We start from the raw sequence: 25,418 nt of genomic DNA, 5'->3' as shown, positions 1-25,418 counted from the left end.
CGCCGCGCATGTCGAACAAAGATGAGACGCCCAGCGATCTGATTCGCGCACGGGACGTCGGAGGGTTCGACGTCTGGTCGCTGCCCAGTTTCGACCCGCATCGCCCGGAGCCTGAGCCGGAGCCGGTAGAAGAACCCCCGGCCGAGATGGAAGAAGTGCCGCTGGAGGAAGTCCAGCCACTGACCCTGGAAGAGCTCGAAAGCATTCGCCAGGAAGCCTACAACGAAGGTTTCTCCACCGGCGAGAAGGACGGTTTTCGCAGCACCACCCTCAAGGTCCGCCAGGAAGCCGAGGCCGCGCTGAGCGTCAAGCTGGCCAGCCTGGAAACCCTGATGGGCAGCCTGTTCGAGCCCATCGCCGAGCAGGACTCGCAGATTGAAAAAGCCATGGTCGGGCTGGTGGAGCACATCACCCGCCAGGTGATTCAGCGCGAATTGGCCCTGGACTCCACGCAAATCGAAAGCGTGATGCGCGAAGCCCTCAAGCTGCTGCCCCTGGGCGTCGGCAATGTGCGGCTGTACATCAACCCGCAGGATTTCGAACAGGTCAAAGCCCTGCGCGAGCGCCATGAAGAAACCTGGCGCATCGTCGAAGACGCTGCGCTGCTGCCCGGTGGTTGCCGGGTCGAGACCGAGCACAGCCGCATCGATGCCACGGTGGAGACGCGCATCACGCAGATCATGGCCAAGCTGTTCGATCAGTTGCACGAGCAGGCGCTGCACCCGGCAGAGCCGGACTTGAGCGTCGAGCTGGACACCCCCGATGCGCCTTGATCGCACCAGCTTCGCCAAGCGCCTGGGTGGCTATGCCGAAGTCACCGAGTTGCCCGGCCAGCCGATCCTGGAGGGCCGCCTGCTGCGCATGGTCGGCCTGACCCTGGAAGCCGAAGGCCTGCGCGCCGCCATGGGCAGCCGCTGCATGGTGATCAACGACGACAGCTACCACCCGGTGCAGGTCGAAGCCGAAGTGATGGGGTTCTCCGGCAGCAAAGTATTCCTGATGCCCGTCGGCAGCGTTGCCGGCATTGCCCCCGGCGCTCGCGTGGTGCCGCTGGCCGACACCGGCCGCCTGCCGATGGGCATGAGCATGCTCGGCCGCGTGCTGGATGGCGCCGGGCGCGCCCTCGACGGCAAGGGCGGGATGAAGGCCGAAGACTGGGTGCCGATGGACGGCCCGACCATCAACCCGCTCAAGCGCAACCCCATCAGCGTGCCGCTGGACGTGGGCATTCGCAGCATCAACGGTTTATTGACGGTGGGCCGCGGCCAGCGCCTGGGCCTGTTTGCCGGTACCGGCGTCGGTAAGTCGGTGTTGCTGGGCATGATGACGCGCTTTACCGAGGCCGACATCATCGTGGTCGGGCTGATCGGCGAGCGGGGCCGGGAGGTGAAGGAATTCATCGAGCACAGCCTCGGCGAAGAAGGCCTCAAGCGTTCGGTCGTGGTGGCCTCGCCGGCGGATGACGCGCCGCTGATGCGCCTGCGCGCCGCGATGTACTGCACACGCATCGCCGAATATTTTCGCGACAAGGGCAAGAACGTCCTGCTGCTGATGGACTCCCTGACCCGTTTCGCCCAGGCCCAGCGGGAAATTGCGCTGGCCATCGGCGAGCCGCCGGCCACCAAGGGCTATCCGCCGTCAGTGTTCGCCAAGCTGCCCAAGCTGGTGGAGCGTGCCGGTAACGCCGAAGCCGGTGGTGGTTCGATCACTGCGTTCTACACCGTACTCTCCGAGGGCGATGACCAGCAGGACCCGATTGCCGACTCGGCGCGGGGCGTGCTCGACGGGCACATCGTGCTGTCCCGGCGCTTGGCCGAAGAAGGGCACTACCCGGCCATCGACATCGAAGCCTCCATCAGCCGGGTGATGCCGTCGGTGGTCACCCCGGAGCACATGATGCGCGCGCAGCAGTTCAAGCAACTGTGGTCGCGTTATCAACAGAGCCGCGACCTGATCAGCGTCGGCGCCTACGTGGCCGGCGGCGATCGCGAGACCGACCTGGCAATTGCCCTGCAACCGCAACTGGTGACGTACCTGCGCCAGGGCCTCAACGACAAGATCAGCATGGGTGAAAGCGAGGCACACCTGGGCACCATCTTCACGCCGGCGCCGGGCGGATAAACCATGGCCAACACTCGCGCCGCGCGCCTTGCCCCGGTAGTGGACATGGCCGAAAAAGCTGAAAAGACCGCCGTCCAGCGCCTGGGGTACTTCCAGGGCCAGGTTCGCCTGGCGGAAAGCAAGCTGGGGGACCTGGAGCGCTTTCGCGGCGAGTATCAGCAGCAGTGGATCGAGCGTGGCAGCAAGGGCGTCTCCGGGCAGTGGCTGATGGGCTACCAGGGCTTTCTCAACCAGTTGGAAACCGCCGTCGGCCAGCAGCGCCAGAGCCTGGCCTGGCACCAGGCCAACGTCGACAAGGCCCGCGACAGCTGGCAACAGGCCTATGCCCGGGTCGAAGGCCTGCGCAAACTGGTGCAGCGCTACATCGACGAAGCCCGTGCACTGGAAGACAAGCGCGAGCAGAAATTGCTGGATGAATTGTCCCAGCGTCTTCCCCGCCAAAACCCCTATTAACCACGCCCTCGCTCCTACACGGATTTGCCCACTTCCCTATCACCTGCTACACCTTGTTGCACATTGCCAATGACAAGGAAGCAGTCGTATGTCAGTCGAATCAGAAGTGTCCCTGGACGGGACGAAGTTGACGATCACCGTCAGGGGGCGATTCGATTTCGGTAGCCACCAGGCCTTTCGTGATGCCTACGAGCGGTTCTATAAGGTGCCCGAGATCTACGTGGTGGACTTGAAGGAAACCACCTACATGGACAGCTCGGCCCTGGGCATGCTCCTGCTGTTGCGTGACCATGCCGGAGGCGACAATGCCGAAGTGCAGGTGGTCAACGCCAACTCCGATGTGCGCAAGATCCTGGCCATTTCCAACTTCGACAAACTGTTCGACCTCACTTGAGCGTCCTGGCCCCGGTCCTCGAGGCGCTGACGGTGTTGATCGCCGAAGACAGCGCCGCCGACCTGTTGTTGCTGTCGACCATCGTGCGCCGCCAGGGCCACCAGGTGCTGACCGCCAGTAACGGCCAGGAAGCGGTCGATGTGTTTACCCGTGAACGGCCGCAGTTGGTGTTGATGGACGCCCTGATGCCGGTGATGGACGGCTTCGAGGCGGCCCGCCAGATCAAGCAGCGGGCGGGGGAGGCGCTGGTGCCGATCATCTTCCTCACCTCCCTGCGCGAGAGCGAAGCCCTGGCCCAGTGCCTGGATGCCGGGGGTGACGACTTCCTGGCCAAACCCTATAACCAGGTGATCCTGGCGGCAAAGATCAATGCCATGGATCGCCTGCGTCGCTTGCAGGCCACGGTGTTGCAGCAACGCGACCTGATCGCCCGGCACCACGACTACCTGCTGCAGGAGCAGCGAGTGGCCAAGGCGGTGTTCGACAAGGTGGCCCACTCGGGCTGCATCAACGCCGCGCCGAATATTCGTTATGTGCAGTCGCCCTACGCGCTGTTCAACGGCGATTTGCTGCTGGCCGCGTACACGCCGTCGGGCGATATGCATGTGCTGCTGGGGGACTTTACCGGCCACGGTTTACCGGCGGCGGTCGGCGCCATGCCCCTGGCGGAAGTGTTCTACGGCATGACTGCCAAGGGCTACGGATTGGCGCAAACCCTGCGGGAGATGAACGCCAAGCTCAAGCGCATCCTGCCGGTGGACATGTTCTGTTGTGCCACCTTGCTGTGCCTCAGCGCCCAGCGACGGGTGGTGGAAGTGTGGAATGGCGGCATGCCCGACGGCTACGTGCATGACGTCACCACCGGCAAGCGCACGCCGCTGGTGTCGCGGCATTTGCCATTGGGCGTGCTGGCGGCCGAGGCGTTTGATGACCGCACTGAAGTCTGGCCGATGGCGCTGGGTGACCGAGTGTTTTTGCTGTCGGATGGTGTGCTGGATACCGCCGATGCCCATGAACAGTTGTTTGGCGCCGAGCGGTTGCAGCAGGTGTTTGCGGCCAATCGCGAGCCGGACCGGTTGTTCGAGGAGATCGAACAGGCCCTGGCGGGTTTTCGCGGTGAGGTGCGCGATGACATCAGCATGGTGGAGATCAGCCTGCAGGCGGATGAGCCGTTGCGTTCGTCGTCGGTGGTGTATTCCGACAGTGGGCAGTCGTCGCCGCTGGATTGGTCGGTAAGTTTTGAGTTTCGTGCCGAGACGCTCAAGTCCTACAACCCTTTGCCGTATTTGTTGCAGTTGCTGTTGGAGATTCATGGGCTGCGGGAGCAGAGCGGGGCGTTGTACAGCGTGATGGCAGAGTTGTATTCCAATGCGCTTGAACATGGTGTGCTGGGGCTGGATTCGCGGCTCAAGCGGGATGCACAGGGGTTTGCTGCGTATTACCGCGAGCGTAATGAGCGGCTGGCGCGGTTGGATAGCGGGTATGTGCGGGTGCACCTGGATGTGGTGCCGACCGGGGAGGGGGGGTGTCTGACGCTGCGGATCGAGGACAGTGGGGCCGGGTTTGATGTGGATAAGGTGCTGGCCAGGCCGCTGGATGTTGACCGTCTGTCTGGTAGGGGATTGAGCCTGGTGCGCCAGTTGAGCAGCGATGTAGGCTGGTCTGACGGCGGGCGGTGTGTGTGCGTGGAGTTTTCATGGAAGGCTCTGGCATAATCCGCCGATTCTTGATCAAGGAGCGAACAAGTGGCAGAGATTCATCTGGACCCCGATGTGCTGACTGGCTTGCAGGAGGTCATGGAGGGCGAGTATCCGAAGCTGCTCGACACTTTTCTCGATGACTCGCAAAAGCGGGTAGAGGCGTTGCGCCGGGCTCGGGATGATGCCAAGGCGCTTGGGCGGATTGCGCATAGCTTCAAGGGGAGTAGCGGTAATCTTGGGGCGGTGCGGTTGGCTGAGCTTTGTCAGTTGCTCGAGGATAAGTCCGCCAAGCCTGTGGTTGCGGATTTGGCGCAGTTGGTGGATGAGATTGACCATGAATTCGCGCTGGTGCGGCCGTTGTATGAGCATGAGCGGGGGCGGTTTCAGCTCTGACGCTTTTGGTGTGTATATCCGTTTCTTCGGTAACGGCGGCTTATGGTTTCGCTCTTGCAGCGAGTCACTTTGCAAAAGCGGCACAGTAACCAAAGCGCTCTGCCCCATCAAAAACCAGAGCGAAAGCAGAGCTGCTTTTCTGTGGGAGCGGGCTTGCTCGCGAAAAACCTGAGAGCGCCGCGTTCATCCAGAATGCCCGCGTCATCGTTAACGACCTTCGCGAGCAAGCCCGCTCCCACATTTGGACCGTGCCCGCTTTTGATTTGGCTGTTGCTTTTGCTCTTCAACACTCAAGACCCCATACAAGCCATCACCCAAATAACGGATATACACCCTTAAACCAAAACCTGGCCCAACTCTTGCTCTACCTCCTGTTACCGCACCCTCGACCCCTGTGCGGCGGAGACTCTTGACTATGGCAATCACCCCGAATTCGCTCCTTCAGGCAGCCCTTGCGGCCAAGCCTCAAGCGCCCGCTGCCAATCCACCGGCAGTGGCTGCGAACCCGCGGGACAAGGCCCCGGGCTTCGCTCAGGTGTTCGCCAACCAGGCCCCTGCGCCTGCGGCAAAACCTGTCGACACCCCCATCAAATCCACCCGCGACAAGCCTGCGGACAACAGCTCCAAGCCCGCCGCCAACAACGACAAGCCTGCCGCCGGTACCCCATCGGTTGCCGATAACGGCAAGACTTTGCCTGCCAACCCGCCGGCCAAGGCGGACACCCCGGACACCACCGCCAAGTCAGACGACGATGCCCCGGCAGACGATCCGTCCCTGGCCCAGCAACCTCCGGTCGACCCCGCCGTAGACCCGGCGCTGATAGCCGCGGTAGTCCCTGTCCCCGTCCCCGCTACGCCGGCGCCCGTCGAGACTCCGACGCCGACCACCGCGAAGGATGACAAAAACCAGCCAGTCGTGGCGCCACCGATGGCCGCGACCGACGACGCCAAGCCCGCCTTCGACCCCGAGGCCGATCCGCTGGATGCAATGCCCGCCGTGCGCCTGGCCATGGAACAGGGCGGACACGTGTCCGCCAGCAGCCAGGCCCCGGCAAAAACCGCCCCGGCCCCGACCCAGGATCAGCCGACTGCCGCGCAAAACTTCGTCACAGGCCTGGCCAATATGGTCGACCAGCAAGCGTCCAAGGACAGCACCGACCAGGGCGGCGACAAAGCCTTTGCCGGTCTGATCGACGGCGGCCTCAAGGATTTGAAGGACGCCAGCAGCGACACCCGTGTCGATGACTTCGCCAACCGCCTCGCCGCGCTGACCCAGGCTGCCACGCCGAAAACTGCGAATGCCCTGCCGCCGGTGGCCAACGCGCCATTGGCCATGCACCAGAGTGGCTGGACCGATGAGGTGGTGAACCGGGTCATGTACCTGTCCAGCGCCAACCTCAAGTCGGCAGAGATCCAGTTGCAGCCCGCTGAACTGGGTCGCCTGGACATCAGCGTGAAGATGTCCGCCGACCAGCAGGCGCAAGTCACCTTCATGAGCGGCCATGCGGTGGTGCGTGAAGCCCTGGAAAGCCAATCGGGCCGCTTGCGGGAGATGTTTGCCCAGCAGGGCATGGGCCAGGTCGACGTCAACGTGTCGGACCAATCCCGTGGCTGGCAGGGGCAGCAGGGCCAGGACCAGCAACAGCAGAACCAGGCTCGCGGCGTCAGCGGCAGTGGCGGGCGGGGTGATGGGGTTGATGGCGGCGGTATCGGTGAGGTGGCTGAAGTGGCCGCGCCGGTGGTGCAGTCGGTGATTGGCTCCAGTGCCGTGGACTACTACGCCTGATCCGAGGTCTGGCGATGATCAAAATGTGGGAGCGGGCTTGCTCGCGAATACGGAGTGTCAGTCACCGTTACAGGTGCTGATCCACCGCTTTCGCGAGCAAGCCCGCTCCCACATTGGTTTTGCAGTGTCGGCGAAACCGTGACCGAACTGACAACTCTGGCATAACACTTGCTCTTGCCTTTCCCCAGAACTATGAATCCCAGAATAGTGACGGATTATTGGCATGGCGAAGAGCGACGACGCAGCAAAAGCACCCGCAGGCAAGGGCAAGCTCAAGCTTATCCTGCTGATTGTCCTGGCCTTGTTGCTGGCGATCGGCTTGTCCGTGGGGGCTACCTGGTACTTTATGCACAGTGCCCAGAGCAAACCGGCCGCCACGGCCGAGGTCAACCCCAACGTCAAGCAACCGGCAATCTTCGAGCCGATGCTGCCGGCGTTTGTCGCCAACTTCAATCAGAACGGCCGTCAACGCTACCTGCAGGTGAGCATTACCCTGCTGGCGCGTAACCAGGCAGACCTGGATGCCCTCAAGGTGCACATGCCAGTGATCCGCAACAACCTGGTGATGCTGTTTTCCGCCCAACCCTTCGACACCCTCGCCACCCCGGTGGGCCAGGAAATGCTGCGCCAGAAGGTCACTGCCAGCGTGCAGGAAGTGGCCCAGAAGGAAGTCGGCAAACCTGTGATCGAGCAGGTGCTCTTCACTAATTTCGTATTGCAGTAGGATCACGACATGGCCGTGCAGGACCTGCTGTCCCAGGATGAAATCGATGCGCTGCTCCATGGCGTCGACGATGGTCTGGTACAGACCGAAATGGCTGCCGAGCCCGGCAGCGTCAAAAGCTACGACCTGACCAGCCAGGATCGCATCGTCCGTGGACGCATGCCGACCCTGGAAATGATCAACGAGCGTTTTGCCCGTTACACCCGTATCAGCATGTTCAACATGCTGCGCCGCTCGGCGGACGTGGCGGTGGGCGGCGTGCAGGTGATGAAGTTCGGTGAGTACGTGCACTCGCTGTACGTGCCCACCAGCCTCAACCTGGTGAAGATCAAGCCGCTGCGCGGCACCGCGCTGTTCATCCTCGACGCCAAGCTGGTGTTCAAGCTGGTGGACAACTTCTTCGGCGGCGATGGCCGTCACGCCAAGATCGAAGGCCGTGAATTCACCCCGACCGAGTTGCGGGTGGTGCGCATGGTGCTGGAGCAGGCCTTCATCGACTTGAAGGAAGCCTGGCAGGCGATCATGGAAGTCAATTTCGAGTACATCAACTCGGAAGTGAACCCGGCCATGGCCAACATCGTCGGCCCCAGCGAAGCCATTGTGGTCTCCACCTTCCACATCGAACTCGATGGCGGCGGCGGCGACCTGCACGTGACCATGCCGTACTCGATGATCGAGCCGGTGCGCGAAATGCTCGATGCCGGTTTCCAGTCCGACCTCGACGACCAGGACGAACGCTGGGTGAAAGCCCTGCGCGAAGACCTGCTGGACGTCGACGTACCCCTGAGCGCCACCGTGGCCCGTCGCCAGCTGCGTTTGCGGGATATTTTGCACATGCAGCCGGGGGATGTGATTCCCGTCGACCTGCCGGAAGAACTGATCATGCGCGCCAACGGCGTGCCGTCGTTCAAGGTCAAGCTCGGTTCTCACAAAGGCAACCTGGCGTTGCAAGTGATCGAACCGATCAACCGTCGCTGATCCACCTTAATTTCTGCTCCGCCGAGGACATGTAATGGCTACCGAACACGAAAACACTTCCGCCGAAGACCAGGCCCTGGCTGACGAGTGGGCGGCTGCCCTGGAAGAAACCGGCGATGTCGGCCAGGACGATATCGATGCACTGCTGGCGGCCGATGCAGCCACTGCACCGGTCGGCAACCGCCTTCCCATGGAAGAGTTCGGCAGCGTGCCGAAGAACAATGACCCGGTGACCCTCGACGGTCCGAACCTGGACGTGATCCTCGATATTCCGGTGTCGATCTCCATGGAAGTCGGCAGCACTGAAATCAACATCCGCAACCTGCTGCAGCTCAACCAGGGGTCGGTGATCGAGCTGGACCGCCTGGCCGGCGAGCCGCTGGACGTGCTGGTCAACGGCACGCTGATCGCCCATGGCGAAGTGGTGGTGGTCAACGAGAAGTTCGGCATCCGCCTGACCGACGTGATCAGCCCGAGCGAACGCATCAAGAAGTTGCGTTGATATGAAGCGCTCATTGGTAGGACTGTTATCGACGCTGCCCTTGAGCGTAATGGCAGCAGAACCGGTTGCCCAGGCGGCTGCGCCGGCACTCGGCAGCGGTGTGGGCGGGCAACTCACCCAGTTGGTGCTGGGGTTGTTGCTGGTGGTGGGGCTGATCTTCGTGCTCGCCTGGGTGTTGCGCCGCGTGCAGCGCATCGGCCCGGGCAATGCCCAGGTCATCGAGCTGGTGGGTTCACGCGCCCTTGGCCCGCGGGACAGGCTGGTGCTGGTGCAGGTCGGCGACGAGCAGATCCTGCTGGGCATCACCCCCGGTCGCATCACCCCGTTGCACGTGCTCAAGTCGCCTGTGGAAGTGGCCCAGACCCAAGCGGCCACGCCGGAATTCGCCCAGCGCCTCATGGAGTTGCTGGGCAAGGATCAGAAGGATAAGAAGTAATGCGCGTTTTATTGACGCTCATGCTGTTGCTGGCAGCGCCGCTGGCGTACGCAGCAGACCCGTTGTCGATCCCGGCGATCACCCTGGGCACTAACGCGGCGGGCGCGCAGGAGTATTCGGTCAGCCTGCAGATCCTGCTGATCATGACCGCGCTGAGCTTCATCCCCGCGTTCGTGATGCTGATGACCAGCTTCACCCGCATCATCATCGTGTTCTCGATCCTGCGTCAGGCCCTCGGCCTGCAACAGACGCCGTCGAACCAGATCCTCACCGGCATGGCGCTGTTCCTGACGCTGTTCATCATGGCGCCGGTGTTCGACAAGGTGAACCAGCAAGCCCTGCAACCGTACCTGGCGGAGAAAATGACCGCCCAGGATGCGATCGACAAGGCCCAGGGCCCGATCAAGGATTTCATGCTGTCGCAGACCCGTTCCAGCGACCTCGAGTTGTTTGTGCGGTTGTCCAAGCGTACCGACATCGCCAGCCCCGACATGGCACCGCTGACCATCCTGGTGCCGGCGTTCGTGACCTCGGAGTTGAAGACCGCGTTCCAGATCGGCTTCATGATCTTCATTCCGTTCCTGATCATCGACCTCGTCGTGGCGAGTGTGCTGATGGCCATGGGTATGATGATGCTGTCGCCGCTGATCATTTCGTTGCCGTTCAAGATCATGCTGTTTGTGTTGGTGGACGGGTGGGCGCTGATAATCGGCACCCTGGCCGGCAGTTTCGGTGGGGTGTAGGCCATGACGCCAGAAGTAGCAGTCGACCTGTTTCGCGAAGCCCTGTGGCTGACCACCATGATGGTCGCCGTACTGGTGGTGCCGAGCCTGTTGGTGGGCCTGTTGGTGGCGATGTTCCAGGCCGCGACCCAGATCAACGAACAGACCCTGAGCTTTTTGCCGCGCCTGCTGGTGATGCTGATCACCCTGATCGTTGCCGGCCCGTGGCTGGTGCAAACCTTCATGGAATACATCCTGCAGCTGTACGGCAGTATTCCGCAGTTGATCGGCTGACCCCGTGAATTCGATGCTGGCCTTGACCGACACCCAGATCAGCACCTGGGTGGCCTCGTTCATCCTGCCGTTGTTCCGGGTCACGGCCGTGCTGATGACCATGCCGGTGTTCGGCACCACCCTGGTACCACGGCGCATCCGCCTGTATTTCGCGGTGGCGATCACCGTGGTCATCGTGCCGGGCTTGCCGCCGATGCCACCGGTGAATGCCCTGGACCTCAGTGCAATGATGCTGATCGCCGAGCAAATCATCATCGGCGCCTTGCTGGGCTTCTCCCTGACGCTGTTCTTCCAGGCCTTCGTGATCGCCGGGCAGATCATCTCGATCCAGATGGGCATGGGCTTCGCGTCCATGGTCGACCCTACCAACGGCGTGTCGGTGGCGGTGATCGGGCAATTCCTGACGATGCTGGTGACCTTGCTGTTCCTGGCCATGAACGGCCACCTGGTGGTGTTCGAGGTGATGACCGAAAGCTTCACCACCTTGCCGGTGGGCAGCGGGTTGGTGGTCAATCATTTCTGGGAGCTGGTGGGGCGCTTGAGCTGGGTGCTCGGTGCATCCCTGCTGCTGGTATTGCCGGCGATCACTGCGCTGCTGGTGGTCAACATCGCCTTTGGCGTGATGACTCGGGCGGCGCCGCAGTTGAACATCTTCTCCATCGGTTTCCCGTTGACCCTGGTGCTGGGCATGGGGATTTTCTGGGTCGGCATGGCTGACATTCTCAATCAGTATCAACCGCTGGCGACCGACGCCTTGCAGTTTTTACGTGACTTGGCGCGGGCGCGGTAAGCCATGGCCGAGAGCGAGAGTGGCCAGGACAAGACAGAAGACCCCACGGAGAAACGTAAAAAGGACTCCCGGGAAAAGGGCGAGATTGCCCGCTCCAAAGAGCTCAACACCCTGGCGATCATGCTCGCCGGTTCCGGCGGCCTGCTGATCTATGGCGGTGGCCTGGCCCTGGACCTGATGGAGTTGATGCGCCTGAATTTCTCCCTGCCCCGCGACGTGCTGCTGAGCCCGGGCGCCATGGGCTTGTACCTGCTGCACTCGGGCAAGATCGCGATCCTCGCGGTGCAGCCGATCCTCATCACCTTGTTGCTGGCGGCCCTGATCGGCCCGATTTCCCTCGGCGGCTGGCTGTTTGCCGCCGGCAGCCTGGCGCCCAAATTCAGCCGGATGAACCCGGCGGCCGGGCTCAAGCGGATGTTTTCCACCAAGGCCCTGGTGGAACTGCTCAAGGCCTTGGCCAAGTTCATCCTGATCCTGTTTGTGGCGTTGACGGTGTTGTCGTCCGACATCGACGACCTGCTGCGCATCGCCCATGAGCCGATCGAGCTGGCGATCATCCACAGTGTGCAAGTGGTGGGCTGGAGCTCGCTGTGGATGGCCTGCGGGCTGATCATCATTGCTGCGGTGGATGCGCCGATCCAGCTGTGGGAAAGCCACAAGAAACTGCTGATGACCAAGCAGGAAGTGCGCGACGAGCACAAGGACCAGGAAGGCCGGCCCGAGGTCAAACAGCGGATTCGCCAGCTGCAGCGCGAGATGTCCCAGCGCAAGATGATGGCCTCGGTGCCCGATGCCGATGTGGTCATCACCAACCCGACCCACTACGCCGTGGCGCTCAAGTACGACCCGGAGAAGGGTGGGGCGCCGATGTTGCTGGCCAAGGGCAGTGATTTCACGGCGTTGAAAATCCGCGAGATTGCGGTAGCCAATGACATCCTGCTGCTGGAATCGCCGGAGTTGGCGCGGTCGATCTTCTACTCCACCGACCTGGATCAGGAAATTCCGGCCGGGTTGTATCTGGCGGTGGCTCAGGTGTTGGCGTACGTGTATCAGATCCGCCAGTACCGGGCGGGCAAGGGCAAGCGGCCGGATCCGCTCAAAGACCTGCCGATTCCGCCGGATTTGCGTCGGGATTCCTGATTTTGTAGCGTCCCTCCTGGCCTCTTCGCGAGCAAGCCCGCTCCCACATTTGACCGTGTATATCCTGTAGAAACGCGGTCAAATGTGGGAGCGGGCTTGCTCGCGAAGGCGTCCGCCCAAACAACAAAAATCCCCCTGAGCGTTCCCGCAATTGCATCTCGCACCGTGTAAGTCGCGGGCGAGGGCGCTACCTCAATCAGCGTGGCGAGGGAGCTTGCTCCCGCTGGGGTGCGAAGCGCCCCCAATAAAGCTACCGCGGTGAATCAGGCAAAGCGCGCAAGCCGTTCCGGGGCTGCTGCGCAGCCCAGCGGGAGCAAGCTCCCTCGCCACAGGTGATGTGTGTACGGCGGTAGCCCTTCGCTGTTCGTGAGACCGATCTGCTTCCTCAAGCAAAAGTTGGAAGGCTTCTTGCAATACCGCCTCCAGGACGCTTCCCGGCGTCAAAAGTTTGCTTCAAGGAAACGAGGAATACCGGTGGATCGCTCTCAAATGCTCAGCACGGCCCGTGGCACCCTGACTGACCTCTCGCGAGGCAATCTGGGTGTGCCGTTGTTGCTGCTGGTGATGCTGGCAATGATGATGTTGCCGATGCCGCCGTTCCTGCTGGATGTGTTCTTCACCTTCAACATTGCGCTGTCGGTCGTCGTGTTGCTGGTGTGCGTATACGCCCTGCGGCCGCTGGATTTCGCGGTATTCCCGACCATCCTGCTGATCGCCACCCTGCTGCGGCTGGCGCTTAACGTGGCTTCCACACGGGTGGTAATGCTCCACGGCCAGGACGGCCACGCCGCCGCGGGCAAGGTGATCCAGGCCTTCGGCGAGGTGGTGATCGGCGGTAACTACGTGGTCGGTATCGTGGTTTTTGCGATCTTGATGATCATCAACTTCGTGGTCGTGACCAAGGGCGCCGGGCGGATTTCCGAGGTGAGCGCGCGTTTTACCCTCGACGCGATGCCCGGCAAGCAGATGGCGATCGACGCCGACCTCAACGCCGGCCTGATCGACCAGAACCAGGCCAAGGCCCGTCGCCTTGAAGTCGCCCAGGAAGCCGAGTTCTACGGTTCCATGGACGGTGCCAGCAAATTCGTGCGCGGCGACGCCATCGCCGGCCTGTTGATTCTGTTTATCAACCTGATCGGCGGCATGGCGGTCGGCATCTTCCAGCACGGCATGACCTTCGGCGACGCCGGCAAGGTTTACGCCCTGCTGACCATCGGTGACGGTTTAGTGGCGCAATTGCCATCACTGTTGTTATCTACAGCTGCGGCGATCATGGTGACCCGTGCTTCGGGCTCCGAAGACATGGGCAAGCAGATCAGCCGGCAGATGTTTGCCTCGCCCAAGGCGCTGGCGGTGGCGGCAGGCATCATGGCGATCATGGGCATCGTGCCGGGCATGCCCCATGTCTCGTTCCTGAGCATGGCCGCCATGGCCGCCGGCGGTGCCTACCTGTTCTGGAAAAAACAAAACAACATCAAGGTGATTGCCCAGCAGGAAGTGGCGCGCCAGCAGGAACTGCTGCCATCGCCGGCCCGCGCCCTGGAAACCAAGGAGCTGGGCTGGGACGACGTGACCCCGATCGACATGATCGGCCTGGAAGTCGGCTACCGCCTGATTCCCCTGGTGGATCGCAACCAGGGCGGGCAATTGCTGGCGCGGATCAAGGGTGTGCGCAAGAAGTTGTCCCAGGACCTGGGCTTCCTGATGCCCACCGTGCACATTCGCGACAACCTCGACCTGGCCCCGAGCGCCTACCGCCTGACCCTGATGGGGGTGATTCTGGCCGAGGCCGAGATCTACCCGGACCGCGAACTGGCGATCAACCCGGGCCAGGTGTTTGGCAGCCTCAACGGGATTACCGCCAAAGATCCGGCTTTTGGCCTGGAAGCGGTATGGATCGAAATCAGCCAGCGCAGCCAGGCGCAGTCGCTGGGCTACACCGTGGTCGACGCCAGCACTGTGGTCGCCACCCACCTCAACCAGATTCTGTACAAGCACTCCCACGAGCTGATTGGCCACGAAGAAGTCCAGCAACTCTTGCAATTGCTGGCCAAGGCCTCGCCAAAACTCGCCGAAGAGCTGGTACCGGGTGTGCTGTCCACCTCGCAACTGCTCAAGGTGCTGCAAGCGCTGTTGGCCGAGCAGGTGCCGGTGCGGGACATTCGCAGCATTGCCGAAGCTATCGCCAACAATGCCGCCAAGAGTCAAGATACTGCCGCCCTGGTGGCCGCAGTGCGCGTCGGATTGTCGCGTGCAATCGTCCAAAGCATTGTAGGGCTTGACTCCGAGCTGCCTGTTATCACCTTGGAACCAAGGTTGGAACAAATATTGCTCAATAGTATTCAGAAGGCTGGGCAGGGCGCTGATGAGGGCGTGTTGCTGGAGCCAAGCATGGCAGAGAAGCTGCAGCGTTCGTTGATCGAGGCCGCGCAGCGCCAGGAAATGGAAGGCCATCCGGTGATCCTGCTGGTGGCTGGCCCCGTCCGGGCGATGTTGTCGCGGTTTGGACGCCTGGCTATACCGAATTTGCACGTATTGGCTTACCAGGAAATTCCTGACAATAAGCAAGTGACTATCGTCGCGACAGTAGGGCCCAACGGCTGAGGTAGTGGGATATGCAAGTGAAGCGTTTTTTCGCCGCCGATATGCGTCAGGCCATGAAACTGGTACGTGATGAGTTGGGCGCCGACGCTGCGATTATCGGTAACCGTCGTATTGCCGGCGGTGTGGAGCTGACGGCTGCCCTGGATTACAAACCCTCGGCCCTGGCGCCGCGCGTGCCGAACATGGAACTGGAAGACGAGCTGCGCAAGACCGCTTCGCGCATTGTCTCGGCCCAGGCTGAACTGAGCATGCGTGGCGACAGCGACGCCTCCACCAATCGCCAGCTGTTTGCCGGGCTGCCGTTGACCGCGTCCGAGCCGCTGGTAGAGCCGACTTTTGTTGAACCACCGCGTCCTGCTGCGCCAGCCCCGGCGCCGGCGGTAGACCAGCGGGTGTTCGACTCGATGCGTTTCGAACTCAACGGCCTGCGTGAACTGCTGGAAGTGCAGCTGGGTTCGCTGGCCTGGAACCAGTTGCAGGGCAGCCAGCCACAACAGGCCAACCTGTGGCGTCGCCTGCAACGCATTGGCCTGTCCGGCCCGTTGTCCCGCGACCTGCTGCAACTGACCACGCAAATTGAAGAACCTCGCCAGGCCTGGCGCATGCTCCTGGCCCACCTGGCGCGGATGATCGTCACCCCGGAAATCGAACCCCTGGAAGAAGGCGGTGTGATTGCCATGGTCGGCCCGGCCGGCATGGGCAAGACCACCACCCTGGCCAAGCTGGCCGCACGTTACGTGCTCAAGTACGGCGCCCAGAACATCGCGCTGGTGAGCATGGACAGCTACCGCATCGGCGCCCAGGAACAACTCAAGACCCTGGGCCGCATCCTCAATGTGCCGGTGACCCACGTCGACCCGGGCCAGTCCCTGGCCAACGCCCTCGACCCATTGCTGCGCAAGCGCGTGGTGCTGATCGACACCGCCGGCCTGCAAGCCAGCGACCCGGCCCTGCGCATGCAGCTGGAAAGCCTGGCCGGGCGCGGGATCAAATCCAGAAACTATTTGGTGCTTGCCACTACCAGCCAGAAGCAGGTATTGACCGCCGCCTACCACAGCTACAAGCGCTGCGGGCTGGCGGGTTGCATCCTGACTAAACTGGATGAGACGGCAAGCCTGGGCGAAGTATTGAGCCTGGCAATCAGTCATGAATTACCGGTCGCCTACCTGACCGACGGGCCGCGGATCCCGGATGATCTGCATCTGCCGCGCCGTCATCAGTTGGTCAGCCGGGCTGTCAGCGTGCAAATGCAGGAAGAACCCAGTGAGGAAGCTATGGCTGACATGTTTGCTGACCTCTACCACAGCCCGAACAAGCGAGTTGGCTGAGGCATCATGGCTTTCTATTTAAAAATGACAGTGAAAAGTATCTACATCGATGGCCTGCCAGCAGTTCGCGCGGCCAACTTATGTAGCCTGCGTCTAAGCAAGACAAGGTAAAGAAATAAAATGGGCAGCATGCATCCCGTACAGGTGATCGCGGTGACCGGCGGCAAAGGTGGCGTCGGAAAAACTAACGTGTCAGTGAATTTGTCCCTGGCCCTGGCAGAGCTTGGCCGTCGCGTCATGCTGCTGGATGCTGACCTGGGGCTGGCGAACGTCGACGTTCTGCTGGGACTGACGCCCAAACATACCCTGGCCGATGTCATCGAAGGCCGCTGTGAGCTGCGCGACGTACTGTTGCAAGGCCCCGGCGGGATTCGCATCGTGCCGGCCGCTTCCGGCACCCAGAGCATGGTGCACCTGAGCCCGGCGCAACATGCCGGCCTGATTCAGGCGTTCAGCGACATCGGCGACAACCTCGACGTGCTGGTGATCGACACCGCCGCCGGGATAGGCGAATCCGTGGTCAGCTTCGTGCGCGCAGCCCAGGAAGTGTTGCTGGTGGTGTGCGACGAACCCACCTCGATCACCGACGCCTACGCCCTGATCAAACTGCTCAACCGCGACTACGGCATGAACCGCTTCCGCGTGCTGGCCAACATGGCCCAAAGCCCGCAGGAAGGGCGGAATCTGTTCGCCAAGTTGACCAAGGTCACGGATCGCTTCCTCGATGTCGCCTTACAATACGTTGGCGCAGTTCCTTACGACGAGTGTGTGCGCAAGGCCGTGCAAAAGCAGCGTGCGGTCTATGAAGCGTTCCCTCGTTCGAAGTGCGCATTGGCGTTCAAGGCTATTGCCCAGAAGGTCGATACCTGGCCGTTGCCCGCCAATCCCCGGGGGCATCTGGAGTTTTTCGTCGAGCGATTGGTGCATCAGACGAGCGCAGGACCGGTGCTATGACAGCCAGCGGCTACAACCTTTACAAGAAGTCGGCACGTGACAGTCAAGTCGAATTGATCGAGCGCTATGCGCCCCTGGTCAAGCGCATTGCCTATCACCTGCTGGCGCGCTTGCCTGCCAGCGTGCAGGTCGAAGACTTGATCCAGGCCGGGATGATCGGCCTGCTTGAAGTGTCGACCAAGTACGACGCGAGCAAGGGCGCGAGTTTCGAGACATACGCGGGTATCCGTATCCGTGGGGCCATGCTCGATGAAGTGCGTAAAGGTGATTGGGCGCCGCGATCAGTGCACCGCAATACGCGGATGGTGAGTGACGCAATTCGCTCAATTGAAGCAAAAACCGGTCGCGACGCTAAAGATCATGAAGTTGCGGCCGAACTCCAATTGAGTCTCGACGATTACTACGGGATTTTGAACGATACCTTGGGCAGCCGGCTGTTCAGTTTCGACGACCTTTTACAGGATGGCGAACATGAAGGGCTGCACGAGGACGGCGCGAGTGCCCATCTCGAACCGTCACGGGACCTGGAAGATGAACGCTTCCAGAGCGCGCTGGCGGACGCGATAGCCAATTTGCCGGAGCGTGAGCGACTGGTGTTGGCGCTGTACTACGACGAAGAGCTGAACCTCAAGGAAATCGGTGAGGTCCTGGGGGTCAGCGAATCGCGGGTCAGCCAGTTACACAGCCAGTGCGCGGCCCGCTTGCGGGGGCGTTTGGGAGAGTGGCGAGCGCGCTGACAGGCAGTGTGGGGACACTGCGAACGATACCGTCCAGGCCCTGCGCCCGGACGGGCTTGGCCCGTGGTGCGCCCCCGGTAGTCCTTTTTGTGTAACGCCTGTTGATTGATATGGCGCGCCCAGGTGCTGGGCGCGTTTAAGACTGCTTGGAGGTCGAATTGGACAAGAACATGAAAATCCTCATCGTTGATGACTTCTCAACGATGCGGCGGATCATAAAAAACCTGTTGCGTGACCTTGGGTTCACTAACACGGTCGAGGCGGATGACGGTATTACGGCGATTCCGATCCTCAACAGCGGGAGCATCGACTTTCTGGTAACGGACTGGAACATGCCGGGCATGACCGGTATCGATCTGCTGCGCCACGTGCGCGCTGATGAAAAACTGCGCAGCCTGCCTGTGCTGATGGTGACCGCTGAAGCCAAGCGTGAACAGATCATCGAAGCCGCCCAGGCCGGGGTCAACGGCTACGTGGTCAAGCCATTCACTGCACTGGCCTTGAAAGAGAAGATCGAAAAGATCTTCGAACGCATCGGTCATTGATGCTGCCACGGGGGAGCTATGGAGCATAAAGAATCATCGCAGGCCGACTTTGAGTCGACCCTGAAAAAACATGCTCATCAACTCGTCGAAAGCCTTGAAAGAGGCCAGTTCGGCGACGCGGTGCAGTTAATCCATGAGCTCAACCAGACCCGTGACCGCGGCCTGTACCAGGAAGTGGGCAAGCTCACCCGTGAGTTGCACAGTGCGATAGTCAATTTTCAGATTGACCCGCACATGCCCCAGGCTGAGGAAATCTCGCAGATCACGGATGCCACCGAACGCCTGTCCTACGTGGTCAGGCTGACTGAGGCGGCGGCCAACCGCACCATGGACCTGGTGGAAAACGCCACGCCTCTGGTCAACGGTATGGCCAGTGAAGCCAAGGCCCTGAGCACTGACTGGGGCCGGTTCATGCGTCGGGAAGTGGGCGCTGAGGAGTTTCGTGAGCTGGCGCGTCGGGTCGAGGGCTTTTTGTCCCGCAGCGAGCAGGAAAACCGCACGGTTTCCAGCAACCTCAATGACATTCTGCTGGCCCAGGATTACCAGGACCTCACCGGTCAGGTGATCAAGCGTGTGACCCAACTGGTCACCGAAGTGGAAAGCAACCTGCTCAAACTGGTGTTGATGGCGGGCCAGGTCGACCGGTTTGCCGGCATCGAACATGACCGCGCAGCGATCCTTTCTGAAAAAGATCCACAAAAACACCTCGCCAAGGGTGAAGGTCCGCAGATTCATGCCGATAAACGTGAAGACGTTGTATCCGGGCAAGACGACGTAGACGATTTGCTGTCCAGTTTAGGCTTCTAAGGAGCACACCCATGAGCTTCGGCGCCGATGAAGAAATCCTTCAGGATTTCCTTGTAGAGGCCGGCGAAATTTTAGAGCAACTGTCCGAACAACTGGTCGAGCTGGAAAGCCGACCGGATGATGCGAACCTGCTCAATGCAATTTTTCGCGGTTTTCATACTGTAAAAGGGGGCGCCGGCTTCCTCCAGCTCCACGAGCTGGTGGAGTGCTGTCACATCGCCGAGAACGTGTTCGACATCCTGCGCAAGGGTGAGCGGCACGTCGACTCGGAACTGATGGACGTGATCCTGGAAGCACTGGACGCGGTCAACGGCATGTTCAGTGAAGTGCGCGAGCGCGCACCGATCACTGCCGCCACGCCGGAACTGCTGGCCGCTCTGGCGCGCCTGGCGGAACCTGCGGCCAACGCTCCCGTGGTGGAAGCGGTGGCTGAGCCGGTTGCCGAGCCTGCGGGCGACGTGACCGACAGCGAATTTGAACAACTGCTGGACTCGCTGAACGCCGTCAAGGCCGAAGCCGAAGCGCCGGCAGCCAGTGCGCCGGCCATGGTGCCGACCACCGAAGACATTACTGACGCCGAGTTCGAGTCGTTGCTCGACCAGTTGCACGGCAAGGGCCAGTTTGCCCCGGACGCGGTGGCCGCAGCGCCAGCGCCAACGGAAGCCGCGGCGCCCGTCAGCAATGAAATCACCGACGACGAATTTGAAGCGCTGCTGGACCAGTTGCACGGCAAAGGCTCGTTTGCCGCCGAGGCTCTGCCGGAAGTCGCCGCAACGGCCGCCGCGCCTGCGGCACCCGCTGCTGCGCCGGCCGCCGATGGACTGATCTCCGATCACGAATTCGAAGCCCTGCTGGATGAACTGCACGGCAAGGGCAAGTTCACCGAAGTGGTCGGCGCTGCTGCACCGGCTGCTGCCGCGGCTGTCGCAACACCGGCTCCTGCCGCCAAGGCTGCCGCGCCTGTCGCAGCGAAAGCGGCTCCGGCTCCGGCTCCAGCACCGGCCCGGGCTGCCACGGCTGCCCCGGCCCCGGACAAGCAACCGGCCAGTGAAGCCGAAACCACCGTGCGGGTTGATACCGCGCGCCTGGACGACATCATGAACATGGTCGGCGAACTGGTGCTGGTGCGTAACCGCCTGGTGCGCCTGGGCCTGAACAGTGGCGACGAGGCCATGCAAAAGGCCGTGTCGAACCTCGACGTGGTCACCGCAGACTTGCAGACCGCCGTCATGAAGACCCGGATGCAGCCGATCAAGAAAGTCTTCGGCCGTTTCCCGCGCCTGGTTCGCGACCTGGCACGCCAGCTCAAGAAAGAGATCAACCTGGAACTGGTGGGTGAAGAAACCGACCTCGACAAAAACCTTGTCGAGGCCCTGGCCGACCCGCTGGTCCACTTGGTGCGCAACGCGGTCGACCACGGTGTCGAGACGCCGGAAGAGCGCGAAGCCTCGGGCAAGAACCGCCAGGGCAAAGTGATCCTGGCGGCCGAACAGGAAGGCGACCATATCCTGCTGTCGATCACTGATGACGGCAAAGGCATGGACCCCACGGTACTGCGCAACATTGCAGTCAAGCGTGGGGTGATGGACAAGGACGCCGCCGACCGCCTCACCGACACCGAGTGTTACAACCTGATCTTCGCCCCGGGCTTCTCCACCAAGACCGAGATTTCCGACGTGTCGGGCCGTGGCGTGGGCATGGACGTGGTGAAGACCAAGATCAGCCAGCTCAACGGCTCGATCAACATCTACTCGACCAAGGGCCAGGGCTCGAAGATCGTCATCAAGGTGCCGTTGACCCTGGCGATCATGCCGACCCTGATGGTGATGCTGGGCAACCAGGCGTTCGCCTTCCCGCTGGTCAACGTCAACGAAATCTTCCACCTCGACCTGTCGCGCACCAACGTGGTGGACGGCCAGGAAGTGGTGATCGTGCGCGACAAGGCGTTGCCGCTGTTCTACCTCAAGCGCTGGCTGGTGGCTTCGGCCAAGCATGAAGAGCAGCGCGAAGGCCATGTGGTGATTCTTTCCGTGGGCACCCAGCGTATCGGCTTCGTGGTCGATCAACTGGTGGGCCAGGAAGAAGTGGTCATCAAGCCTTTGGGCAAAATGCTGCAGGGAACCCCGGGCATGTCGGGTGCGACCATTACCGGTGACGGTCGGATCGCGCTGATTCTGGATGTTCCGAGCATGCTCAAGCGTTACGCCGCACGGCGTATTTGATTCGGCCCGGGCAGGGCGGTTGTCCCTCGCCCGGCCTAACGGAGTGTTTATGGTAGTCAAGGTCCTGGTGGTGGACGATTCGGGTTTCTTCCGCCGCCGCGTCTCGGAAATTCTTTCATCGGATTCCAATATCCAGGTGGTCGGCACGGCCACCAACGGCAAAGAGGCGATCGATCAGGCCCTGGCCCTCAAGCCGGACGTGATCACCATGGACTACGAGATGCCGATGATGGACGGCATCACGGCGGTGCGGCACATCATGCAGCGCTGCCCGACGCCGGTGTTGATGTTCTCTTCGCTGACTCACGAAGGCGCCCGGGTGACCCTGGATGCGCTGGATGCCGGCGCGGTGGACTTCCTGCCGAAGAATTTCGAAGACATCTCGCGCAACCCCGAGAAGGTCAAGCAGATGCTCTGCGAGAAGGTGCACAGCATCTCCCGCAGTAACCGTCGCAGCCTGTTCAGTGCGCCGGCGCCCGCACCCGTTACGCCGCCACCGGCCGCCCCGAGCACCTTTGGTCGCCCGGCGCCTGCACCGGTTGCGCGCCCGGCCGCCGCCCCGGTGCGTACGGCTGCGCCCGCCGCACATTCACCTGCGCCCAAGCGCAAGGCCTACAAACTGGTGGCCATCGGTACGTCCACCGGCGGCCCGGTGGCCTTGCAGCGGGTGTTGACCCAATTGCCGGCCAACTTCCCGGCGCCGATCGTGTTGATCCAGCACATGCCGGCCGCGTTCACCAAGGCGTTCGCCGAGCGCCTGGACAAGCTGTGCCGCATCAGCGTCAAGGAAGCCGAGGATGGCGACATCCTGCGTCCGGGTCTGGCGCTGCTGGCCCCCGGTGGCAAGCAAATGATGGTCGATGGCCGTGGTGCGATCAAAATCCTGCCGGGTGACGAACGCCTGAACTACAAGCCGTGTGTGGATATCACCTTCGGTTCCGCGGCCAAATCCTACGGCGACAAAGTTTTGGCGGTGGTGTTGACCGGCATGGGCGCCGATGGCCGTGAAGGCGCGCGCCTGCTCAAGCAGGGCGGCAGCGCGATCTGGGCCCAGGATGAAGCCAGCTGCGTGATCTATGGCATGCCCATGGCCATCGTCAAGGCCGACCTGGCCGACGCCGTCTACAGCCTGGACGACATCGGCAAGCACCTGGTGGAGGCTTGCCTCTGATGGATGTATTGAGCCTGATTGGCATCATCATGGCGTTTGTCGCGATTATCGGCGGCAACTACCTCGAAGGCGGCCACCTGGGTGCCCTGGCCAACGGCCCGGCGGCGTTGATCGTGATCGGCGGCACCGTGGGCGCGGCGTTGTTGCAGTCGCCCATGAGTTCGTTCAAGCGCGCGATGCAGATCCTCATCTGGATTATTTTCCCGCCGCGTGTCGACTTGCCGGGCGGCATCGACCGCGTGGTCAACTGGAGCCTCACGGCGCGCAAGGAAGGCCTGCTCGGGCTGGAAGGCGTGGCCGATGCCGAGCCCGACAGCTACGCCCGCAAAGGCCTGCAACTGCTGGTGGACGGCGCCGAGCCGGAAGCGATTCGCAGCATCCTCGAAGTGGACTTCTACACCCAGGAAAGCCGCGACATCAACGCTGCCAAAGTCTTTGAAAGCATGGGCGGCTACGCGCCGACCATCGGCATCATCGGTGCGGTGATGGGCTTGATCCACGTGATGGGCAACCTGGCCGATCCGTCGCAACTGGGCAGCGGGATTGCCGTGGCGTTCGTCGCCACCATCTACGGCGTGGCCAGTGCCAACCTGGTGTTGTTGCCGGTGGCCAGCAAGCTCAAGTCGATCGCCCTGCGCCAGTCGCGTTATCGCGAGATGTTGCTCGAAGGCATCCTCTCGATTGCCGAGGGTGAAAACCCGCGCTCCATCGAATTGAAGCTCCAGGGCTTCATGGATTGATGGGAGGTATTTGTTGTGAGCCGTCGCCGCCGCGAGCCTGAAGAACACGTCAACCATGAACGCTGGCTGGTGTCCTACGCCGACTTCATTACGTTGCTGTTCGCGTTTTTTGTGGTGATGTACTCCATTTCCTCGATCAACGAAGGCAAGTACAAAGTCATTTCCCAGGCGCTGATTGGCGTGTTCAACGACGCTGACCGCGCCCTCAAACCGATACCCATTGGCGAAGAACGCCCCAAGACCGTGACCCCGGCCAAGCCGCTGGTCAACGACAGCGATGAAACCGCCGCCGGCATTGGTGGCACCAGCGACCCGCTGAAAAGCATCGCCGATAACATCAGCGCGGCCTTTGGCGACCTGATCAGCTCCAACCAGATGACCGTGCGCGGCAATGAGTTGTGGGTCGAGATCGAACTCAATTCCAGCCTGCTGTTCGCCAGTGCCGATGCAATGCCCAGCGACCAGGCGTTTACCATCATCGACAAGGTGGCGGCGATCCTGAAGCCGTTTGAAAACCCGGTCCACGTTGAAGGCTTTACCGATAACCTGCCGATCAGTACCGCGCAGTACCCGACCAACTGGGAGCTGTCTTCGGCCCGGGCGGCGAGTATTGTACGAATGCTCGCGATGCAGGGTGTGAACCCCGGGCGCCTGGCGTCGGTGGGTTACGGCGAGTTCCAGCCGGTGGCCAATAACGCCACGGCGGAAGGCCGTGCGCGCAACCGACGGGTGGTGCTGGTGGTGTCGCGCAACCTGGACGTACGCCGCAGCCTGACCGGTACCGGCACTGCCAATGCAACACCGGATGCCGCCTTGAAGCGGGCTGGCACACAAACTGCACCAGCGCCCGTAAAGGCGCCGGTTCGCGGGAGTGCCGTCAATTCTCCGTCACCGGCTCTATAACCCCATGCAATTTCTCGGTCGAGCCTGTGCCTGCCGGGAGGAACAATCCGAATGAGAGTCTGGGCAGTTGCCAATCAAAAGGGTGGTGTCGGTAAAACCACCACGTCCATCGCCTTGGCCGGCTTGCTGGCCGAGGCCGGCAAGCGTGTGGTCGTGGTCGACCTGGACCCCCACGGCTCCATGACCAGCTATTTCGGCTATGACCCGGATGCCCTGGAACACAGTTGCTACGACCTGTTCCTGCACAAGGGCAGCGTGCCGGCCGACTTGCCGGGGCAACTGTTGCTGCCTACCAGCAATGAAAAGATCTCGCTGTTGCCGTCCAGCACCGCCCTGGCCACCCTTGAGCGCCAGTCGCCGGGGCAGAGCGGCCTGGGCCTGGTGATCGCAAAGACCCTGGCGCAGCTGTGGCAGGACTTCGACTACGCGATCATCGACAGCCCGCCGTTGCTCGGCGTGCTGATGGTCAACGCCCTGGCCGCCAGCCAACAGCTGGTGATCCCGGTGCAGACCGAGCACCTGGCCGTCAAGGGCCTGGAGCGCATGGTCAGCACCCTGGCGATGATCAACCGCTCGCGCAAGCAAGCGCTGCCGTTCAGCATCGTGCCGACCCTGTTTGACCGCCGTACCCAGGCGTCCCTCGGCACCTTGCGGGTATTGCGCGATGCTTATCCGGACACCATCTGGCAAGGCTACATCCCGGTGGACACGCGCCTGCGGGATGCGAGCCGGGCAGGGCTGACGCCGTCGCAGTTCGACGGCAAGAGCCGTGGGGTGCTGGCGTATCGGGCGTTGCTCAAGCACCTGTTGTCCCAGCAACTTGTGGCGCAGGTGGCGTGATGATCATAAACAGCCCTGTAGGAGCCTGGCTTGCCAGCGATGCAGACGCCGCGGTTTTCCTGACCAAACCGGCTCTCGATTCAAGTCCGGACACTCACAGGCCGATAACCTCTGAATACAGGGTTGATGGGGCT

The 25,418-nt window shown here is 61.9% G+C and carries 26 protein-coding genes; all 26 read left to right on the top strand.

Going from position 1 to position 25,418, the window contains the following annotated elements; all coding sequences use genetic code 11:
* The first annotated feature begins 8 nt into the window (after nt 1-8).
* Nucleotides 9-773 (top strand): flagellar assembly protein FliH, encoded by a 765-nt coding sequence (fliH, locus tag V6607_RS24140; protein WP_008434837.1) that lies wholly within the window; start codon nt 9-11, stop codon nt 771-773.
* Nucleotides 763-2,121, top strand: coding sequence for a flagellar protein export ATPase FliI (gene fliI / locus V6607_RS24135; protein ID WP_134327110.1), 1,359 nt, complete (start codon nt 763-765; stop codon nt 2,119-2,121). The genes fliH and fliI overlap by 11 nt, the downstream gene beginning before the upstream one ends.
* A gap of 3 nt (nt 2,122-2,124) precedes the next feature.
* Nucleotides 2,125-2,574: a flagellar export protein FliJ gene (gene fliJ, locus V6607_RS24130; protein ID WP_008434833.1), complete on the top strand. Its 450-nt coding sequence runs from the start codon at nt 2,125-2,127 to the stop codon at nt 2,572-2,574.
* Nucleotides 2,575-2,662: 88 nt separating this feature from the next.
* Complete coding sequence (locus V6607_RS24125; protein WP_003214569.1) at nt 2,663-2,968, top strand: STAS domain-containing protein; 306 nt, start codon at nt 2,663-2,665, stop codon at nt 2,966-2,968.
* Nucleotides 2,965-4,683, top strand: coding sequence for a fused response regulator/phosphatase (locus V6607_RS24120; protein WP_102604685.1), 1,719 nt, complete (start codon nt 2,965-2,967; stop codon nt 4,681-4,683). The genes V6607_RS24125 and V6607_RS24120 overlap by 4 nt, the downstream gene beginning before the upstream one ends.
* 30 nt (nt 4,684-4,713) lie before the next feature.
* Nucleotides 4,714-5,061: an Hpt domain-containing protein gene (locus tag V6607_RS24115; RefSeq protein ID WP_003214564.1), complete on the top strand. Its 348-nt coding sequence runs from the start codon at nt 4,714-4,716 to the stop codon at nt 5,059-5,061.
* Between the two features lie 415 nt (nt 5,062-5,476).
* On the top strand, nt 5,477-6,847 hold the full coding sequence (locus tag V6607_RS24110) for a flagellar hook-length control protein FliK (protein WP_134327109.1): 1,371 nt from the start codon (nt 5,477-5,479) through the stop codon (nt 6,845-6,847).
* A gap of 223 nt (nt 6,848-7,070) precedes the next feature.
* Nucleotides 7,071-7,571 (top strand): flagellar basal body-associated protein FliL, encoded by a 501-nt coding sequence (gene fliL, locus V6607_RS24105; RefSeq protein WP_003214560.1) that lies wholly within the window; start codon nt 7,071-7,073, stop codon nt 7,569-7,571.
* A gap of 9 nt (nt 7,572-7,580) precedes the next feature.
* On the top strand, nt 7,581-8,549 hold the full coding sequence (gene fliM / locus V6607_RS24100; RefSeq protein WP_003214559.1) for a flagellar motor switch protein FliM: 969 nt from the start codon (nt 7,581-7,583) through the stop codon (nt 8,547-8,549).
* A 34-nt stretch (nt 8,550-8,583) separates the two neighbouring features.
* Complete coding sequence (fliN, locus tag V6607_RS24095) at nt 8,584-9,051, top strand: flagellar motor switch protein FliN (RefSeq protein WP_003214557.1); 468 nt, start codon at nt 8,584-8,586, stop codon at nt 9,049-9,051.
* Nucleotide 9,052: 1 nt separating this feature from the next.
* Complete coding sequence (gene fliO / locus V6607_RS24090; RefSeq protein ID WP_023659254.1) at nt 9,053-9,487, top strand: flagellar biosynthetic protein FliO; 435 nt, start codon at nt 9,053-9,055, stop codon at nt 9,485-9,487.
* A complete protein-coding gene (gene fliP / locus V6607_RS24085; protein WP_003214554.1) occupies nt 9,487-10,230 on the top strand; it encodes a flagellar type III secretion system pore protein FliP in 744 nt (247 codons plus the stop codon). The genes fliO and fliP overlap by 1 nt, the downstream gene beginning before the upstream one ends.
* A gap of 3 nt (nt 10,231-10,233) precedes the next feature.
* Nucleotides 10,234-10,503, top strand: coding sequence for a flagellar biosynthesis protein FliQ (gene fliQ / locus V6607_RS24080; RefSeq protein WP_003214552.1), 270 nt, complete (start codon nt 10,234-10,236; stop codon nt 10,501-10,503).
* 13 nt (nt 10,504-10,516) lie between these two features.
* Nucleotides 10,517-11,293, top strand: coding sequence for a flagellar biosynthetic protein FliR (gene fliR / locus V6607_RS24075; protein ID WP_003214551.1), 777 nt, complete (start codon nt 10,517-10,519; stop codon nt 11,291-11,293).
* A 3-nt stretch (nt 11,294-11,296) separates the two neighbouring features.
* Nucleotides 11,297-12,433 carry a flagellar biosynthesis protein FlhB gene (gene flhB / locus V6607_RS24070; RefSeq protein ID WP_008430191.1) on the top strand — a complete coding sequence of 379 codons (1,137 nt, stop codon included), beginning with the start codon at nt 11,297-11,299 and terminating at the stop codon, nt 12,431-12,433.
* A gap of 474 nt (nt 12,434-12,907) precedes the next feature.
* Nucleotides 12,908-15,037 (top strand): flagellar biosynthesis protein FlhA, encoded by a 2,130-nt coding sequence (gene flhA / locus V6607_RS24065; RefSeq protein ID WP_003214545.1) that lies wholly within the window; start codon nt 12,908-12,910, stop codon nt 15,035-15,037.
* An 11-nt stretch (nt 15,038-15,048) separates the two neighbouring features.
* Entirely contained in the window at nt 15,049-16,365 is a 1,317-nt protein-coding gene (gene flhF / locus V6607_RS24060) for a flagellar biosynthesis protein FlhF (RefSeq protein ID WP_003214543.1), read from the top strand.
* A 120-nt stretch (nt 16,366-16,485) separates the two neighbouring features.
* Complete coding sequence (gene fleN / locus V6607_RS24055; protein WP_003192912.1) at nt 16,486-17,319, top strand: flagellar synthesis regulator FleN; 834 nt, start codon at nt 16,486-16,488, stop codon at nt 17,317-17,319.
* The gene (gene fliA, locus V6607_RS24050) at nt 17,316-18,056 is read left to right on the top strand and encodes an RNA polymerase sigma factor FliA (protein ID WP_008434817.1); all 741 of its coding nucleotides are present in this window, start codon (nt 17,316-17,318) and stop codon (nt 18,054-18,056) included. Before fleN ends, fliA begins: the two co-directional genes overlap by 4 nt.
* A 170-nt stretch (nt 18,057-18,226) precedes the next feature.
* A complete protein-coding gene (locus V6607_RS24045; protein ID WP_005790040.1) occupies nt 18,227-18,601 on the top strand; it encodes a chemotaxis response regulator CheY in 375 nt (124 codons plus the stop codon).
* 18 nt (nt 18,602-18,619) lie between these two features.
* Nucleotides 18,620-19,408: a protein phosphatase CheZ gene (locus V6607_RS24040; protein WP_003214538.1), complete on the top strand. Its 789-nt coding sequence runs from the start codon at nt 18,620-18,622 to the stop codon at nt 19,406-19,408.
* Between the two features lie 11 nt (nt 19,409-19,419).
* Nucleotides 19,420-21,630, top strand: a complete 2,211-nt coding sequence (locus V6607_RS24035; protein ID WP_134327107.1) for a chemotaxis protein CheA — start codon at nt 19,420-19,422, stop codon at nt 21,628-21,630.
* Nucleotides 21,631-21,679: 49 nt separating this feature from the next.
* The gene (locus tag V6607_RS24030; RefSeq protein ID WP_008434810.1) at nt 21,680-22,801 is read left to right on the top strand and encodes a chemotaxis response regulator protein-glutamate methylesterase; all 1,122 of its coding nucleotides are present in this window, start codon (nt 21,680-21,682) and stop codon (nt 22,799-22,801) included.
* Nucleotides 22,801-23,541, top strand: a complete 741-nt coding sequence (locus V6607_RS24025) for a flagellar motor protein (protein ID WP_003210645.1) — start codon at nt 22,801-22,803, stop codon at nt 23,539-23,541. The genes V6607_RS24030 and V6607_RS24025 overlap by 1 nt, the downstream gene beginning before the upstream one ends.
* 15 nt (nt 23,542-23,556) lie before the next feature.
* Nucleotides 23,557-24,444, top strand: a complete 888-nt coding sequence (gene motD, locus V6607_RS24020; RefSeq protein WP_003210644.1) for a flagellar motor protein MotD — start codon at nt 23,557-23,559, stop codon at nt 24,442-24,444.
* Nucleotides 24,445-24,495: 51 nt separating this feature from the next.
* Nucleotides 24,496-25,284 (top strand): ParA family protein, encoded by a 789-nt coding sequence (locus tag V6607_RS24015; RefSeq protein WP_003210643.1) that lies wholly within the window; start codon nt 24,496-24,498, stop codon nt 25,282-25,284.
* Nucleotides 25,285-25,418 lie beyond the last annotated feature (134 nt).

It is taken from the genome of Pseudomonas sp. KK18 (assembly GCF_037094675.1).
GTDB lineage: Bacteria > Pseudomonadota > Gammaproteobacteria > Pseudomonadales > Pseudomonadaceae > Aquipseudomonas.
Note: the sequence above shows the minus strand (reverse complement) of the source record. Positions and strands in the feature narration are given on the sequence as shown.